This window comes from Motilimonas sp. 1_MG-2023, from assembly GCF_030547455.1.
In the GTDB taxonomy this organism is placed as follows: Bacteria; Pseudomonadota; Gammaproteobacteria; order Enterobacterales; family CBDFNC01; genus Motilimonas.
In genome coordinates this window covers 20010-37455 of sequence record NZ_JAUOPX010000035.1, presented here as the reverse complement: position 1 = coordinate 37455, position 17446 = coordinate 20010, and the positions used below count along the sequence as shown (strand labels likewise).

Here is a 17446-nt window from a genome sequence, read left to right as displayed (position 1 = left end):
TTAACTACCTTTATTTAAGTGCATGACCAAGAGACTGAAGATAAGCAATTAAGGCATCCATTTCTGTTTTACCTTTAACTGCATCAGAAGCTGCCGCAATATCTTGCGCTGAATACAAAGGAATTTCATTCCCTTGTTCATCAGTATGCCAGCTACCTTTCGTCAACATGTTGAAGACTTCCATCTTCTTAGCGGTCAATTGGCCGTCTAATTCATTTACCTCTAACCAAGGGAAAGCAGGCATATTAGATTCCGGTACAACCGAGCGAGGATCGATTAAGTGAGCACGATGCCAATCATCCGAGTAACGCTGTCCAACACGCGCTAAGTCTGGGCCAGTACGTTTAGAACCCCATAAAAATGGGTGTTCCCAAACGTGTTCACCAGCCACACTATAGTGACCGTAGCGTTCTGTTTCACTACGAAACGGGCGGATCATTTGGCTGTGGCATACAGTACAACCTTCACGGATGTAGATGTCACGGCCTTCTAGTTCGAGCGCACTATAAGGACGCAGGCCTTCAATTGGCTGGGTGGTTTCTTTTTGGAAAATAAGCGGGGTAATTTCCGCTAGGCCACCAAAACTGATTGCAATTACAATCAAAATAGCCATCAAGCCAATGTTCTTTTCGACTTTTTCATGTTTCATTATGGCTACTCCTTATGCTGGTTGCGGTGCAGGCTGCAAAGAGCCTTTAGGTGCAACAATTGTCTTATAAGCATTGTATGCCATAAGCAACATGCCCGATAAGAAGATAGCGCCGCCTAAGAAACGAACGAAATAGAACGGGTACGAGGCTTGCAGTGATTCAACAAAGCTGTAAGTCAACGTACCGTCAGCGTTCACCGCACGCCACATCAAGCCCTGCATTACACCAGAAATCCACATTGCAACGATATAAAGCACAGTACCTACTGTTGCTAACCAGAAATGCACATTCACTAATTTGGTGCTATACATATTGCCTTGGCCAAATAGATTCGGGATCAGATGGTAAACGGCGCCAATAGATACCATTGCCACCCAGCCTAGTGCACCAGAGTGTACGTGGCCAATGGTCCAATCGGTATAGTGAGACAGGGCATTAACCGTTTTTATTGCCATCATCGGGCCTTCGAAGGTAGACATACCGTAGAAAGACAATGAAACAATAAGGAAACGCAAGATAGGGTCATAACGCAATTTATGCCATGCGCCTGATAGCGTCATAATACCATTGATCATACCACCCCAAGATGGAGCGAAAAGAATCAAAGACATTACCATACCAAGGGACTGAGCCCAGTCAGGTAAAGCAGTATAGTGCAGATGGTGAGGACCCGCCCAGATATAAACCGAGGTTAACGCCCAGAAATGCACAATGGATAAACGGTATGAGTAAACAGGACGGCCAGCTTGTTTTGGTACGAAGTAATACATCATACCCAAGAAACCAGCGGTTAATAAGAAACCTACGGCGTTATGGCCGTACCACCACTGTACCATGGCGTCTACTGCACCAGCGTACACAGAGTAAGACTTCATCATTGCCACAGGCACTGCCGCACTGTTAACAATATGAAGGACTGCTACTGTGATGATAAATGCACCAAAGAACCAGTTGGCAACGTAGATATGCGATGTCTTACGTTTGACGATAGTGCCAAAGAACACCACCGCATACATCACCCAGACAACCGCGATAAGAATATCGATAGGCCATTCAAGCTCGGCATATTCTTTACTTGTGGTGTAACCCATAGGTAAAGTGATGGCAGCCAATAAGATCACTAATTGCCAGCCCCAGAACACAGCTTGTGCCAGTGGACCACCAAACAATCTTGTTTGACAGGTACGTTGTACCACGTAAAAGGAGGTTGCCATCAAAGCACAAACACCGAAAGCAAAAATTACGGCATTGGTGTGAAGAGGGCGTAAACGGCTATAGGTTAGCCAAGGGGTCTCGAAGTTTAATGCTGGCCAAATTAATTGGGCTGCAATTAACACACCGAGACTCATGCCAACAATACCCCAGATGATAGTCATCACGGTAAATTGGCGTACAACTGTGTAGTTGTAGTCAGGTTGAGTTTCTATATGGCTTGTCATTTTATTATGCTTCCACTGCTGTCCATTGTTACCACGTAAATTAAAGGTTATTCACGAAACAATTAGCAAATATGTGCCTTACATTAAAACTGGCTACCCCGCACTTTGTAAAGATTAGGAGTTTTAAAAACACGATATTCGGTGCGAATTCTACTGCAGAAAGCGATACAATGACAGTCAGACTGAGGCTAAATTGTTAATGGAGAACAAATTTGTTAACTATATCTGTCCAAGAAAACAGCAATTGATTAAAACCTACACAATATAGGGTTAATAGGAAGTTATTTGACATGAAGTTAGAGCTAAAAAGAGTCATACAAATTGTTTTTGTATTGGTGGTTTTAATCAGCGCCTTCGCCTACCGGACATATCAACAATCTAACCAAGAGCGCAATAGCCCTGCTATGCATCAGCCCAGTAAAGAATCAAATTTATGTGATTTCGCTCGCGGCTGTAAAGTGAATTTAACTAAGTTAAATGGCGTGGTCACGATCCAATCAGAGCAAGACGCACAGGTATTAGCCGAAACGCCGTTACCACTGTCGCTGACTCTTCCTCCTGGTGTCAGTATCAATAAAGCTGTATTAGTAGGTAAAGATATGTTTATGGGAACTATTCCGGTTATTTTTGAAGCGGGGCAGACCAACCAGTCTTGGCAAGGAGAGCTTCTATTGGGGGCATGCATTACCGATAAAATGATCTGGCAAATGAAGTTAAGTTTAAGCCAAGCTGAAATAACTGAGGACGTTACTTTTGAATTTGAAATGCGTAATCATTACTAGTAACTAGGGTCTGTTGATCTTTTAGACAAGGTGTCCCCTCTCGAACAAAAATCAACCACCAAAGATCAACAGACCCTAGGTCTTATTTGCTAACCAAGCTTCTAGCCTGAGCATTCCTTGCTTTAAATTGACTTGAGGAAGATAGCCAAAATCTTTTTTTGCTGCGCTGATATCAAACCAGTGTGCAGTGGATAATTGACGAGCGACAAATCGGGTCATGGCTGGCTCTTGTTTAATACTGAGCAATCCATAAACAGCTTCAAGTATTAGTCCTAAGGTGTAAGCAACACTCGCGGGGACACGTTTGTTTACTGGCGGTAAATGCGCTGCTGACAAAATATGATTGAGCATGTCAGCCATGGTCACCGGCTCATCATTACTAATGAAATAAGCTTTCCCCGCGCACTTTGCTTCATTCTCAAGTTCAATAGCTGCTTGGTAGTGGGCAAGGGCAGCATTATCGACATAAACCGTATCTACTAACTTATCTTGTTTGCCCACCAAAGCCAATCGGCCTTGTTTAGCTTTGTTGATCACCCTTGGTACAAGATGTGGATCGCCAGGCCCCCAGATTAGATGAGGTCTTAAGCTTGTCGTCTTTAATTCAAAACTATTGGCAGCTAGCACCATTTTTTCAGCGGCTATCTTGGTTGAAGTATAATGATTAAGTGGATGAGCGCTGTAAGGCGCGGTTTCGTTAACGCCATTTTCGTCTTGACCAGAGAAAATAACACTGGGTGTACTGGTATAAATCAGACGCGGGATGCCAAGATCAAAGCAAACTTCAAGGACATGTTTTGTGCCAGAAATATTGCTAGCGATGTAATCAGCTTCAGCACCCCACACACCGGCTTTAGAAGCAACATGAAACACGGTGTCACAGCCTTGAGCGGCATTTTCAATGGCTTGGTAGTCAATTAAATCGCCTTTAAAAATGATCGCGCCTAAATCTGAGAGCTCAGGGTTATCACGACGGATCAAAGCATGTACCTTGATCCCTTTGCTGATCAGTAGTTTGGTTAAGGCAAGGCCAAGAAACCCACCGGCACCAGTGACTAATACAGTCTTCATTGTTTTTTCACCTGATTAATAGACACAAGTGGTAGTTGGTCAATTTGTTGTTGCGCCCAAACGGCTAGTTTTTCTCGGAATATTTTTGCGTTATGCCGAACATCTACCGGAAAACTTGGATGAACTAAAAACTGACTTATTATTTTAGTGTGAGGATGTTGCATCCCTATTAATGCTAACTCTCTAAACAAAACTTTTTCATCATTGTTCTTAGTGGCATCTGGTTTGAGCTCCACACAAAGAACTGGCCATTTTACCCCTTTCTTTATTACGCCTACTAATGCAGTGCGGTTCACTAAAGGATGTAGATTAAATATTCGCTCACAACATAAGGTATAAAGCTCAGTTTCTAATAAGGTAACACGGTGACTTTTACGACCACACATCCATAGCCGGCCAAATGAATCTAAATAGCCAACATCACCCATGCGGTGGTAAAACCCACCTTGTATCTCATCTTGTATTTTTGCTAATGCGGTTGCCTTATCACGCTCGAAATAACGAGGGGAAACAACAGGGCCTTTGACACAAATTTCACCAATTTCACCGGGAGCAGCAAGCTTCGCTTGCCCCATTCGCTCAACTTCCAGGTCTGTGATCTTGATGATTTTGATGTCTATACCCGCCACAGCCGAACCAACACAAATGCCACCGCCCTGATCTGTGATATCTTGAGTCTCGCTCAAGAGTTCGTGGCTACCAATTTTACTAATAGGTAAAGACTCCGTTGCCCCGTAAGAGGTCCACACTTGAGTTGTTTCATTTAATAACTGTTCAAATCGCGCTATCGAAGCTGGGGTGGCGGGGGCGCCGGCCGAAATGACCCGTTTTAAAGTGTCTAGCTTGCGATGGCTTTGTGAGCCAGCACGGCCAAGCACATCCATTAATGCAGGGTTGGCAAATAAATTACTGCACTTGTAACGTTCTATCGCGGCAAATATATATTCTGGTCTAGCCTTAATAGGTTTGCTTGCGTCCATATCGGGAATAATCGATGCCATGCCTAAGGCGGGTCCAAATAAGGCAAATAAAGGAAAGGTTGCTAGGTCTCGCTCACCCGGCGCGATACCATAATCACCTTTTAAAGCGTGAATTTGGGCGTTAAACATACCATGGCTATACACCACACCTTTAGGCACGCCCGTACTGCCACTGGTAAACAAGATGGCAGCCATCGCATTAGGTTTAAGCGTAATCGATTCAAAAGCGAAGTCTTGCTTCACCTTCTGTTTTAATTTACTGAGTCGAGCACAATAGCCTAATTGCCCAACAGTAATATTCAAGCGCAGCGTGCTCTTGCCCCAACTAAATAATACACGCGCAATATGCGCTTTATCTATGCCGATAAACACATCGGGTTTCGCTTCATCAAAACACTGCTTTAAATTTTTAATTCCCATGCCTGGGTCAACAAAAATCGGAATTGCGCCAAGGCGAAAAAGGGCAAAAGTAAGAGCAAAAAAATCCACACTAGGGGTGACCATCAGCACCACTTTATCGCCAGCATTAACCCCTTTGTGGTGAAGTGCCCAAGCGCATAAATTCGTTTCTGCTTCTAATTGTGCAAAGTTAAGCTCAGTGTAATGTGCCACCTTGCCAAAAAAAGAGTGTGTTTGAATAGCAATGGCTAATGCGCTTGGTTGCTGGCCGGCCATGTCCGTTAAGTGATTGGCAATATTAGTGTGTATTGCCAAGTCTTGCTGCGAACCTTTTTGTGTCTTAGTCACGACGGATAAATTCACTAATCAATGGAATGATGTCTTTGGCCGCGTCTTGTAATACATAATGACCACAGTCTGGATATTCATGTACTTCAGCCTGGGGGAAGTGACGTTTCCATTGCGCTAAAAAATGTTTATCAAACACGAAGTCTTGCAAACCAAAGCCTAAGAATACGGGAATATCAGCAAATTGACTCAGGCTCGCTTCGATATTGCTGACTAAATCGTATGCCTTGTCGCCAGGCTCAAGCGGAATATCTTGGACAAAACGAACGGTGGCGATCCGGTTTTGCCAGTTGTTATATGGTGCGACAAAAGCCTGACGTACATCGGCAGGCATGGGCGCACGTTTTACGCCGATATAGGATGCTAGGGAGCTAAAAGCATTAAATCGACGGATCAAAAACTCGCCGATGGCAGTATTACGGCCCATAAATAAGCGCTTTGGCAATTTTTTTGCCTTCGGCATATGAAAGGCTGCGGTATTGAGTGCGACGATTTTTTTGACCTGTTTAGGGTGGCGAGCGGCGTAACCCATACCAATCATGCCGCCCCAATCATGTACAACTAAGGTAATATTTTTGTTTACACCTAAGTGCTGTAACAGCGCTTCTAAGTCGTCAATACGCGATTTAAGGGTGTACTCGTAATGAGCGTCATCAGGTTTATCCGATAGTCCCATACCAATATGATCAGGTACAATCGTTTGAAAATCTTGTTTAAGTTCGGCAACGAGCTCTCGGTAATAATAGCTCCAACTAGGATTGCCGTGCACCATCACAATAGGATCGCCACTGCCTTCATTGATGTAGTGGTATTTTAGGCCGTTGCGGTCAAGATAATTGGCTGGGTAAGGTGAATATTCTGCTGCTGTTTTCATTACCAAGTTAACCCCAACATCATACAATTTAAGCCGCTGCCAATACCAAGAAAGCCGACTTTGTCGCCTGCATTTAAAAAACCTTGTTCATGGGCTAGTGCTGCGGTGGCGGGTAGCGAAACGGTGCCCATGTTGCCGAGTTTTTGATAACTCGGAAATTCTTTATCTTGGCTAATATTCAACGCTTCAAGCACATTTTTTCGGTTGGCAGAGCCCACTTGATGGCAAATCACTTTGTTAATTTGCTCGGCTTGCCAGCCTGCGTTATCTAAAAATTCCACCCACGTTTGCTGAGCAAGTGCCACGCCATGTTTTAGTAATGAAACCGCGTCAGTGCGCATGTTTTCCTTAAACAGTCCTTTGGCAGTTTCTTCCATGCCCCAATAACATAAGTCGTAGTGTTCAGGTGCACTTAAAGTGGTTGCCGACTCTAACTTGTGTTGTCGTTTACTGTTGAGATTAAATGAGCCATCGGTGAGTAATACCGCTACCGCGCCTGAGCCACCTGTTAAGGTTGCTAACCCTGCGGCAAAATTCTGCATACTTGGATTGGCGACCATTTTTGCGATGGTCGTATCTACTATGTCTCTGGCTGATTCACACGACACTACCAATCCCGCTTTTATCTGGCCCAGTTCAATTCGATTAGCAATATCCAACATGCCACTGAGTACGCCTAAGCAAGCATTGCTAATGTCATAAATACTGGCTTTATTTTTAATGCCTAATTCAGCAGCTATGCGACAAGCCGTTGCAGGCTCATGCTGGTCACGGCATACACCGGTATAAACCAAGGCACCGATGTCGTCAGATAAAATACCCGTTTCGTTAATCGCTTTTTTTGCTGCGGCAATTGCACCGTCACTCACTTTGGTATGCATTGGCCACCAACGACGCTCTTCAATGCCCGTTAATACGGCCAATTGGCCTTTGGGTATACGAAATTTATCGTAGATAGGCGCTAATCTGGTTTCTAAGCTTTCGCTGGAAACAGCAATTGGTGCGAGCTCATAAGCAATGCTATTAACGTAGACGTTGGAGTAATTCATCTGAATGGATAAAGCCTTATCTTAAATCGGTCGATAAAAAAAACGGCTCATTGGAACAAGAAAAAAAATAAGATGCAATGTTTTGTGCCGTTTAATGTCATGCAAGTGGTCTTTCTTTGATTTATCGCTGAATAATTAGCCACCCAAATATCTCTACTTGAAGCAAAAGCGGGGATTGTTTATAACCCATAGCTTCTATGTTACAGGCGACGCGATGAAAAGTATGCAAACTAAAACAGATGTTAGGTTAAGCGCCGAGTTTAATTTTCCGGTGCAAATTTATTATGAAGATACCGATTTTTCGGGAGTGGTTTATCATCCAAACTTTTTAAAATATTTTGAACGTGCACGAGAACATGTCATTGGCGCGAACGTGTTACAACAACTCTGGCATGAGCAAGGGATCGGCTTCGCCGTTTATAAAACCAATATGGGGTGTTTCGAGGGGGTAGAATTCGCCGACATCATCGATGTGCGTACCCGTTTCTATTTTGATGGCCCATATCGCTCTATTTGGTTACAAGAAATATGGCGGCCAAACGCCACAAAGGCAGCCGTAACGGCTGAAATTGAAATGGTTTGTATGAATAAAGCTCGCAGCCTTTGCCCACTACCTCAAGAAGTGATCGCCTTGTTAGCAACATGAGCGTCGTTAAACAAGGCTAAAGGATTAATCCCATTCAATGTATTCTAATGAGATGGGGTTAGCGTGATCTTGGGTAATGGCAAAATGAACATTAGGTTTAATGATAAACCATTGACTGTACATTTCTCGCATCGGCACTCGCTTACGCAGTTTCATGCCATTTTTTGGGTCAAACACTTCTTTTACATCAAAGATACGAACGGGTACATGGCCGTACTCGGTTAGTAAGTCTTTGGGATCGTGATCAACATTAATATCCGAGAGTTTCATTCTCAAACCACTGCCAATGGCTTTGACACTGGCTTCTTTTATCGTCCAGAGATGGTAAAAGAAAGTCTGTCGGTCTTCCTTTGGTAACGAATCCATTAAAGCCACTTCGCTCATCGAGTAGTAATTTTCTGCAATGGTTAAGTAATCGAGTTCCTCGTTATGTACCTCTATGTCCAAGCCGATGAGATCTTTGTGAAAAGCCACAGCAACGTAAGGGTAGCTGTACGAAAAACTAAAGCGCGGTAAGACCAAGTTATTTAGGCGATCTAATCGACCTTGTAAAATTGCTTGTCCCATAGCATTGTTTTCGATATGCCAATGCAAATGGTTAATTTTTGGATGCATTAGTTTCAAAGCGTAGCGTAATAACATGCGGCTAAGTAACCGAGAATTATTCTTTTCGGGGTTCTTAGATTGGGATAGCGCGGTAATTTCCTCCGCTGTGCACCATATTGTTGATAGCTCATTAAAGGCTTGTTCGGGAATTTTACTGATATCGGAGTAAATGACTTCCACTCTGGCGCGATCCAGATCATATTTTGACATTATTTTTCCCCTTAAAAACCCAAAAAATGGGTTTATTTTAATTCCACTTGTTCCGGCAGATTGTTTCGTTTGCTTGAGTCATGTAATCTGGCAGCGTTTTTAATATCGAATAATTCTCCTAGAGATAACTTTAGCAAAGAACCGGCAAACCCACTGTATTTGAGGAATAAATGGTAAATTATTGTTTCAGCAACAGGTTTAGTTATAAAGCATGACAGAGAAACGCCATGCTAACGCGACAACTACGCCTGAAATGCGTGAATTCATCCAGACATCAGACCTACCTGTGGCCAAACTTGCTCGTATTTTAAATATCAGTGAAGCCACCGTTCGTAAATGGAAAAAACGCGAAAACGTTAATGATGCGTCCAATATTCCTATAAAGTTGAACACAACTCTCACTCCGCCACAGGAATATGTGGTGGTGCAGCTCAAGTTAATTTTACAATTCAGCCTCAACAAATTACTGCTGGTAACACAACAACATATTAACCCTCAAGTATCCCGGTCGGGCCTTGCTCGTTGTTTAAAGCGTCACGGTGTGTCGCAAATAGATGAAACTGACTCACCTAAAATCAGCTCTGGTCAATTTGATCAGCTGCGCATTGGCGATGAAGCCGATCGGTGTCAGCACTTTTCCATCAACCATCAAACGTTAGCCCATGCCTTAGAGCTCACAGGTGATGCTAAGCAGCCTGTTGTGCATGTCATGGCGCAGCCAGTTCCTGAACAATATAGCCAAGGTGAGACGCTTAATATGTTTGTGGCCAGTGACCCACAAAGTGATTGGGCCTATGTCGATATTTACAGCGATAGTGCAAAAGCGGCGTCAACTCGCTATATGAAATACGTTCTTCGCCACGCGCCATTCCATATGAGGCGAACACTGGCAGAAAATTATCATGTGTTTAAACAAAAATTCGGCAATAAAACCATTTTCAATTAATGGCATACGTCGTGTTTAAATCACCAAATTAGAATGAGAAAACAAAGAGAAGCTTAATGTCGACAACATTGTTGAAATCAGAGTTGAAACCCGAACAAGACAGTAAATCACCCATTGCCATCGTTGGCATGGCATCCTTGTTTGCCGAATCGGCACATCTAGATGCTTACTGGGATCTGATCCGCAATAAAGTGGATGCGATCATTGATGTACCAGCGAGCCGTTGGCACATTGATGACTACTTTGACAGTGACAAAAGCTCACCTGACAAAGTGTACTGCCGCCGTGGTGGCTTTATTCCAGACATCGACTTCGATCCGATGGAATATGGCTTACCGCCAAATATTCTGGAGTTGACCGATACCTCACAATTATTGTCATTGGTGGTGGCCAAGGACGCATTAGCCGATGCTGGATTAAGTGACGCATCGCCCGAGTTACGCAATAAAATTGGTGTCGTACTTGGCGTGGGCGGCGGCCAAAAAATCAGCCACAGCTTAAATGCACGTTTGCACTATCCAGTGCTGAAAAAGGTTTTGCTTAATAGCGGTGTGAGTGAGGAAGATGCCTCGCTCGTGGTCGAAAAATTCAAAAGCCAATATGTCCATTGGGAAGAAAACTCATTTCCTGGTTCCTTAGGCAATGTGATCGCGGGACGGATCGCCAACCGTTTCGATTTAGGTGGTATGAACTGCGTGGTGGATGCTGCTTGTGCCGGCTCATTAGCCGCGACCAAAATGGCGTTATCAGAATTATGGGAAGGCCGTGCAGACGTGATGATCACCGGCGGCGTGTGTACCGATAACTCGCCGCAAATGTACATGAGTTTTTCCAAAACACCTGCCTTTACCGAAAATTCCGTGATCCAACCATTTGATAAAGATTCCAAAGGCATGATGATCGGCGAGGGGATCGGTATGGTGGTGCTAAAACGCCTTGCTGACGCTGAGCGCGATGGTGACCGTATCTATGCCGTAGTGAAAGGAGTCGGCACGTCATCGGATGGTAAATTTAAGAGCATTTATGCGCCGCGCCCTGAAGGCCAAGCGAAAGCATTAAATCGTGCTTACGCTGACGCAGGTTTTGCGCCACATACGGTCGGCTTAATTGAAGCTCATGGCACCGGCACTGCGGCGGGAGACGTGGCTGAGTTTGAAGGGTTACGTCAAGTTTTTAGTCAAGATAACCCTAATAAGCAACATATCGCATTAGGCAGTGTGAAATCGCAGATAGGCCATACTAAGTCGACCGCAGGCACGGCAGGCTTTATTAAAGCGGCATTGGCGTTGCATCATAAGGTGCTGCCGCCAACCATTAACGTTAATGAACCTAATCCGAAAATGGATTTGCCAAATACACCATTTTATTTAAGTACTGAAACGCGCCCTTGGATCAGTAATGGTATACCGCGCCGCGCGGGCATTAGCTCATTCGGTTTTGGTGGCACCAATTATCATGTTGCCCTTGAAGAGTACACGCCAGAGCATCAAGGCTCGTATCGTATGCACCGCGTTGGCATTAGCCTATTATTTAGTCGTGCAACACCAACAGAGTTAGTTGCAGACGTACGCCAGGTGGTGAGCCAATTTTCAGCAGGCGAACTGACTTTAAGCTGTTTACTAAATGAATACAGTGTTAAACCCGTAGCTAATGAACACGCCCGTTTCGGCGTTTGGCTTGACGCCAGTTTACCGGTTCAAGAGCAGCTTAACGCAGCCTTGGCTAAACTAAGTCAAAATAATGCCTCATCATGGCAGCAACAAAACCTATTTTATCGACCTTCGGCGCAGGAGATGACAGGTAAAATAGTGGCACTTTATAGCGGTCAAGGATCTCAGTATGTCAACATGGGGCAATCATTAGCGCTGAATTATCCGGAATATCGCACCACCCTAAGCCATTTTGACGCACTGTTGACAGAGCAAAATCAAAGCTCTTTATCGAGTGTTGTGATGCCAATCCCGGTATTCACAGCTGCGGAAAAGAAAGCGCAAACAACCGCGCTGCAAAATACCCGTTTTGCTCAACCTGCCATAGGCGCGTTAAGTTGGAGTTTGCATAAACTAATGCAAGGCACAGGCTTTAAGGCTGACTTCACAGCAGGGCACAGTTTTGGTGAACTGACTGCACTTGCGGCCAGTGAAGTGATCAGCGAAGACGATTATTTGAAACTGTGTGTGGCGCGCGGCGCAGCGATGGCCAATACGCCAGCTGGGCAAGACTGTGGTGCCATGATGGCCGTTGTTTTTAAAGGTCTGACTGGTGATGAGCTTAGCGACCGCGTTAAAGCGCTTGAACAGCTAATTGAAAGCAATGACGAACTGTGGTTTGCCAACTTTAACTCTCCGACGCAAATAGTGGTGGCGGGTAGCAGTGGTGCGATAGATAAAGCAGTTAAAGACCTTAAAGCACTTGGTATAAAAGGGGTTAAATTACCGGTTTCGGCGGCATTCCATACCCCGCTGGTGGAATTTGCTCAAGAGCCTTTTGCCAAGGTGATTGACAGCGTTAAATTTAACGCGCCTGTTAATACATTAACCGCCAATGGCAGCGGTAAAAACCACGCTAAAACCGGCGCTAAGATCAAACAAAGCTTTAAAGAGCATATGCTGAGTTCGGTACGTTTTACCGACCAAGTTAATGAGATTTACCAGCAGGGCGGTCGTGTCTTTATTGAGTTTGGGCCAAAAAATGTTTTGAGCCGTTTAGTGCAAGAAACATTAAGTGACAAAGATGACGTGATTAGCATCGCCCTCAATGGCAGCAGTGATTGCAGTGATAAACAACTGCAATTGGCACACCTACAACTTGCTGTGTTGGGCTTGCCTTTGACTGCACTGGATAAATATGCCCTTGCACCAAAATCTGCGGCGAAAAAATCTTCACCGCTGAGTATTCGTTTAGGTGGGCAAAATTATCTCAGCGATGCAACCAAACAAAAAATGCAACAGGCTTTAACGCAAGGCCAAGTTAGCCAACCCGAGCCAAAAACCATTGAAGTGGTGAAACAGGTGGTAAAAGAAGTGATTAAAGAAGTGCCAGTCGCACCAAGTGCGCAATCAATTGAGCAAACGGCCCATACTCCCGCTATCAGCCCGATAGCCTCCGCTTTACTAGAGCAGCAGCAAACATTGGCTGCTAATATGGCGCAGTTTCAGCAACAGTTGCAGCAACAGCAAAATCAAAGTATTGCTTTGCAGCAACAGTTTCTAGAGCAACAAGCCCAGCTGAATAATCGATTGTTAGACTCGTTGTCTGGTATTGCCTCTAGCTCAAGAGCACCTGTTTCAGCGTCGCCGGTGCAGACCTCGGCCCCCGAGCAAGCGCCTGTTCAAGTGGCGACGGCTGTTAGCAATGAGCCAATTATGCCCAAGGCTTATCCTGTGATTACGCCTGTAGCTGAGCCCATTCCCACGCCAAGTGTGTCAGTGACACCAACCGCTAGCTTAAGCGCCAGTGATGTTAACCAAACCATGTTAAATGTGGTGGCCGATAAAACCGGTTACCCTGCTAACATGCTTGAGCTAAGCATGGACATGGAAGCCGACTTAGGCATCGATTCCATCAAGCGTGTAGAGATTTTAGGCACGGTGCAGGACCAGCTGCCGAGTTTACCGGTACTCAATCCAGAAGATTTAGCGGAGCTGCGCACCTTAGGTGAAATTGTGACCTACATGCAGGCGCAACTGGGTGAAGTTGTCACAACTACTGTATCTGATGTTCCAGTTACAGCACTCGTGCAAACCTCTTCAGGCAGTCTCAGCCTAGAAACGATTAATGAAACCATGCTCGCCGTGGTGGCCGATAAAACCGGTTACCCAGCTAATATGCTTGAGCTAAGCATGGACATGGAAGCCGATTTAGGCATCGATTCCATCAAGCGCGTAGAAATCTTAGGCACAGTACAAGACCAACTGCCAAGCTTGCCCGCGCTGAACCCAGAAGATTTAGCCGAGCTGCGCACCTTAGGTGAGATTGTGGCTTATATGCAGGCGCAATTAGGCGACGTTGCTGTTGTTCAAGCTGCGGCAGAAACCGCCCCTGCGACACTCAGCCTCGAAACCATCAATCAAACCATGCTCGCCGTGGTAGCCGATAAAACCGGTTACCCAGCCAATATGCTTGAGCTAAGCATGGACATGGAAGCCGATTTAGGTATTGACTCAATTAAGCGCGTAGAAATCTTAGGCACAGTACAAGACCAACTGCCAAGCTTGCCCGCGCTTAATCCAGAAGATTTAGCCGAGCTACGCACCTTAGGTGAGATTGTGGCTTACATGCAGGCACAACTAGGCGACGTTGCTGTTGTTCAAGCAGCGGCAGAAACCGCCCCAGCGACACTCAGCCTAGAAACCATCAATCAAACCATGCTCGCCGTGGTAGCCGATAAAACCGGTTACCCCGCCAATATGCTTGAGTTAAGTATGGACATGGAAGCCGATTTAGGCATCGATTCCATCAAACGGGTGGAAATCTTAGGCACAGTACAAGATCAACTGCCAAGCTTGCCTGCGCTCAATCCTGAAGACTTAGCCGAGCTGCGCACTTTAGGTGAAATTGTCGCTTACATGCAGGCGCAACTAGGTGATGTTGCACCTGCCTCTGCGCAACCAAGCATCGATCTAAGCTTAGAAGCAATTAATGAAACCATGCTAAATGTGGTGGCCGATAAAACGGGCTACCCAGCTAATATGCTAGAGCTGAGTATGGACATGGAAGCCGATTTAGGTATCGACTCAATTAAGCGCGTGGAAATTCTCGGTACAGTGCAAGACCAACTGCCAGAATTGCCTGCGCTCAACCCAGAAGATTTAGCCGAGCTGCGCACCTTAGGTGAAATCGTTGCCTACATGCAGTCGAAGTTAGGCGAGGGTGAGCTGATTCAGCCACAAGCTAATGTGACAGATAACAGTGATAAGGAGCAGACAAAGGTCCCTTTTCAATATGCCCTGATGAGTCCAATAGCTGCGCCAAAGCCAGCTAGTACTAAGGCGCGTCAGGGCCAAGTAATTTTACTGACCGATGATGGCCATAACACTGGCATTATCGCGGAAAAATTACTAGCCAAGGGGCTAGTACCCGTGGTGGTGAGCTTTCCTAAGTCATTAATAAAAGCCAGCTCAGCTTTAAACAGCAAAATTGAGCGCCGCGCGCTTGATGAAGTTAGCGAAGCCACAGTGGCCGCGTTTTGCCAAGATTTAATCGCCAGTTACCCTGAGCTACAAGGTTTTGTACACTTGCAACCAAACGACTTTAAAGTGGCAAAACATGAAGCGCAAAGCCAGCAGTTATTGGCTGCGGTGTTTTTATTCGCTAAAAACTTAAAAGCACAACTCGCCAAGCCTGAGCACTGTTTTATTACCGTGGCACGAGGCGATGGCGGTTTAGGTTATGCGTCTGGTTTGGCGAATACAGAGCTGATGCAAATGGGATTGTCAGGTTTATGTAAAACTTTAAAGCAGGAATGGCCGCAAACCTTGTGTCGCGCGCTGGATATCGCGCCCGGCATTGAAGGCAGTGAATTAGCAAGTCTGTTATTCGACGAGATCCTCGACAGTGACGTCGTGCTAAGTGAAGTAGCAATCAACTCAAAAGGCCGCTTTACATTAGTGCCGCAAGCTAATACTGAGGTATCAGCTGAGCGTCAAACTGACTGCACGCCGACACCAGCAGATGTGTTTATTGTGAGTGGCGGCGCGAAAGGGGTGACTCATGCCTGTGTGCTTGAGCTAGCAAAACGCTATCAAGCTAAATTTGTTCTGCTCGGCCGCTCTGAGCCGATTACTATTCCTGCTTGGGCGCAAGGTTTAACTCAAGCTAACGAGTTACAACAAGCGGCGTTAGGGCATTGCCAAGCGATTGGCGAAAAAGCTACGCCAGCCAGCTTGAAAAAGATGATCCAACCTATCTTGTCGCAGCTGGAAATTAACGCCGGTCTTGAAGCGATCAGCGCCGTCGGAGGATTAGCAGAATATGTTGCTGCCGATGTCACTGATACTGCAGCGATAGCGCGTGTAGTAGAACAAACCAAGATGACTTTAGGGCCGATCACTGGTTTGATCCACGGCGCTGGTGTATTAGCCGATGGCTTTATTGAGAACAAAAAACTCAGCGACTTTGAGCGCGTCTTTAACACTAAAGTAGCAGGACTGCAGGCGTTATTGGCGGCTTTAGAGGTGGCGAGTTTAAAACACATCGCGCTGTTTTCGTCTGCCGCTGGTTTTTATGGCAACAAAGGTCAAGCTGATTACGCCATCGCTAATGAAATACTCAATAAAACGGCGTTGTCGTTAGCGCAGCAATATCCACAAACGCGCGTGCTGAGCTTTAACTGGGGCCCTTGGGACGGTGGCATGGTCACACCTGAGCTAAAACGTATGTTTGAGCAACGCGGTGTATATGTGATCCCGATTGCTGGCGGTGCACAGTTATTTGCCGATCAAATCAGTTGCGGCGCATTAGCTAATGTACAAGTGCTAGTTGGCACCGATATGGCGGGTGAAGCACCTGAGTCAGGAGTTGATGCAGCAAAAAAGCCACAGGTGCAGCAAGCAAGTAAACGTTTGTTGCACCTAGATAAACTGAAATCGGCAAAGTTGCACGACAAAAATGTGAGTGTTAAAACCATCGCGGTCGCGACTCATCCATTTTTGCTCGACCATCAGATAGCGGGCGCACCTGTGTTACCGACAGTGTTCGCTACCGGTTGGATGGTTGCTCAAGCCGAAACTTGGTTATCTGGCTTTACGGTAACGGCGGTACAGGATTACCGCTTGTTTAAAGGCGTGGTGCTGGCAGACGCCGATGCCAACGCGGAGTTAAACTTAACCCTTGAGTTCGTCAGCGATTCAGCGCATGAACGAGTGGTGGATGCACGTATCAGCAGCGAGCAAAATGGCCGTACTGTGTTTCATTATGGTGCGCAATTATGCATGTTAGCTAACGGCCGAGTTGTTGCGCCAGCAGAGGTGTTGGATCTTGATCTGTTGGTTGATCAAGTAGCAAGTAAACCTACCTGGTATCAAGATGGCACCTTGTTTCATGGTCAGCGCTTTCAAGGCTTAACCGCAAGCTTGCAGATGGATCAACATGGCGCGCTATTTAGTGCGCAGATCCCAGCGCCTGAGGCCAGCTACTTTGGCGATTTTGCCAATGCGAGCAGTGCGTTATTAGCAGATGATCTGTTGTATCAAGTCATGTTGGTCTGGGCAAAAGATCAGTTGGGCATGGCGAGTTTGCCTGTCGCAGCGGCCAAAGTTACATTTTACCAGCGACCAAAGGCCTACGAGACATTGTACCTGCAGCTAACGGTTGTAAAACAAACACACAGTGAATTGATTGCCGATATCGGCCTGTTTAATAAACAAGGCCAAGCACTGGTCGTGATGAGCCAAGGCAAAGTGGTGTTAAGCCAAAGCTTAGGTAAAAAACAGGGCATGAATTAAT

General features: G+C 45.6%; 11 protein-coding genes. 4 read left to right on the top strand and 7 right to left on the bottom strand.

The window, feature by feature from the left end:
- Positions 1-10: 10 nt before the first annotated feature.
- Both ccoO and ccoN read right to left on the bottom strand, forming a co-directional pair.
- Positions 11-649, bottom strand: coding sequence for a cytochrome-c oxidase, cbb3-type subunit II (ccoO, locus tag Q4519_RS16250; RefSeq protein ID WP_232803581.1), 639 nt, complete (start codon positions 647-649; stop codon positions 11-13).
- Between the two features lie 12 nt (positions 650-661).
- Positions 662-2089 (bottom strand): cytochrome-c oxidase, cbb3-type subunit I, encoded by a 1428-nt coding sequence (gene ccoN / locus Q4519_RS16245; RefSeq protein ID WP_232803580.1) that lies wholly within the window; start codon positions 2087-2089, stop codon positions 662-664.
- 290 nt (positions 2090-2379) lie between these two features.
- Between ccoN and Q4519_RS16240 the strand changes: the two genes are divergently transcribed.
- Positions 2380-2871, top strand: a complete 492-nt coding sequence (locus tag Q4519_RS16240; RefSeq protein WP_303514041.1) for a hypothetical protein — start codon at positions 2380-2382, stop codon at positions 2869-2871.
- A 75-nt stretch (positions 2872-2946) separates the two neighbouring features.
- On the opposite strand, the gene Q4519_RS16235 is transcribed toward Q4519_RS16240, so the two are convergent.
- Genes Q4519_RS16235 through Q4519_RS16220 form a run of 4 tightly spaced genes read right to left on the bottom strand, consistent with a single transcriptional unit; the run spans position 2947 to position 7592 of the window.
- Entirely contained in the window at positions 2947-3942 is a 996-nt protein-coding gene (locus tag Q4519_RS16235; RefSeq protein WP_303514039.1) for an NAD-dependent epimerase/dehydratase family protein, read from the bottom strand.
- Positions 3939-5669 carry a fatty acid CoA ligase family protein gene (locus Q4519_RS16230; RefSeq protein WP_336623450.1) on the bottom strand — a complete coding sequence of 577 codons (1731 nt, stop codon included), beginning with the start codon at positions 5667-5669 and terminating at the stop codon, positions 3939-3941. The genes Q4519_RS16235 and Q4519_RS16230 overlap by 4 nt, the downstream gene beginning before the upstream one ends.
- Positions 5662-6543 (bottom strand): alpha/beta fold hydrolase, encoded by an 882-nt coding sequence (locus Q4519_RS16225; protein ID WP_303514038.1) that lies wholly within the window; start codon positions 6541-6543, stop codon positions 5662-5664. Before Q4519_RS16225 ends, Q4519_RS16230 begins: the two co-directional genes overlap by 8 nt.
- The gene (locus Q4519_RS16220; protein ID WP_232803576.1) at positions 6543-7592 is read right to left on the bottom strand and encodes a 3-oxoacyl-ACP synthase III; all 1050 of its coding nucleotides are present in this window, start codon (positions 7590-7592) and stop codon (positions 6543-6545) included. Before Q4519_RS16220 ends, Q4519_RS16225 begins: the two co-directional genes overlap by 1 nt.
- 214 nt (positions 7593-7806) lie before the next feature.
- Between Q4519_RS16220 and Q4519_RS16215 the strand changes: the two genes are divergently transcribed.
- Positions 7807-8238 (top strand): thioesterase family protein, encoded by a 432-nt coding sequence (locus Q4519_RS16215; protein WP_232803575.1) that lies wholly within the window; start codon positions 7807-7809, stop codon positions 8236-8238.
- A gap of 24 nt (positions 8239-8262) precedes the next feature.
- On the opposite strand, the gene Q4519_RS16210 is transcribed toward Q4519_RS16215, so the two are convergent.
- Positions 8263-9054 (bottom strand): 4'-phosphopantetheinyl transferase superfamily protein, encoded by a 792-nt coding sequence (locus Q4519_RS16210; protein ID WP_232803574.1) that lies wholly within the window; start codon positions 9052-9054, stop codon positions 8263-8265.
- A 211-nt stretch (positions 9055-9265) separates the two neighbouring features.
- On the opposite strand from Q4519_RS16210, the gene Q4519_RS16205 reads away from it, so the two are divergent.
- Together Q4519_RS16205 and Q4519_RS16200 are read left to right on the top strand one after the other, a co-directional pair.
- Complete coding sequence (locus Q4519_RS16205) at positions 9266-10000, top strand: transcriptional regulator (RefSeq protein WP_232803573.1); 735 nt, start codon at positions 9266-9268, stop codon at positions 9998-10000.
- A gap of 56 nt (positions 10001-10056) precedes the next feature.
- The gene (locus Q4519_RS16200) at positions 10057-17445 is read left to right on the top strand and encodes a type I polyketide synthase (RefSeq protein ID WP_303514036.1); all 7389 of its coding nucleotides are present in this window, start codon (positions 10057-10059) and stop codon (positions 17443-17445) included.
- Position 17446: the final 1 nt, after the last annotated feature.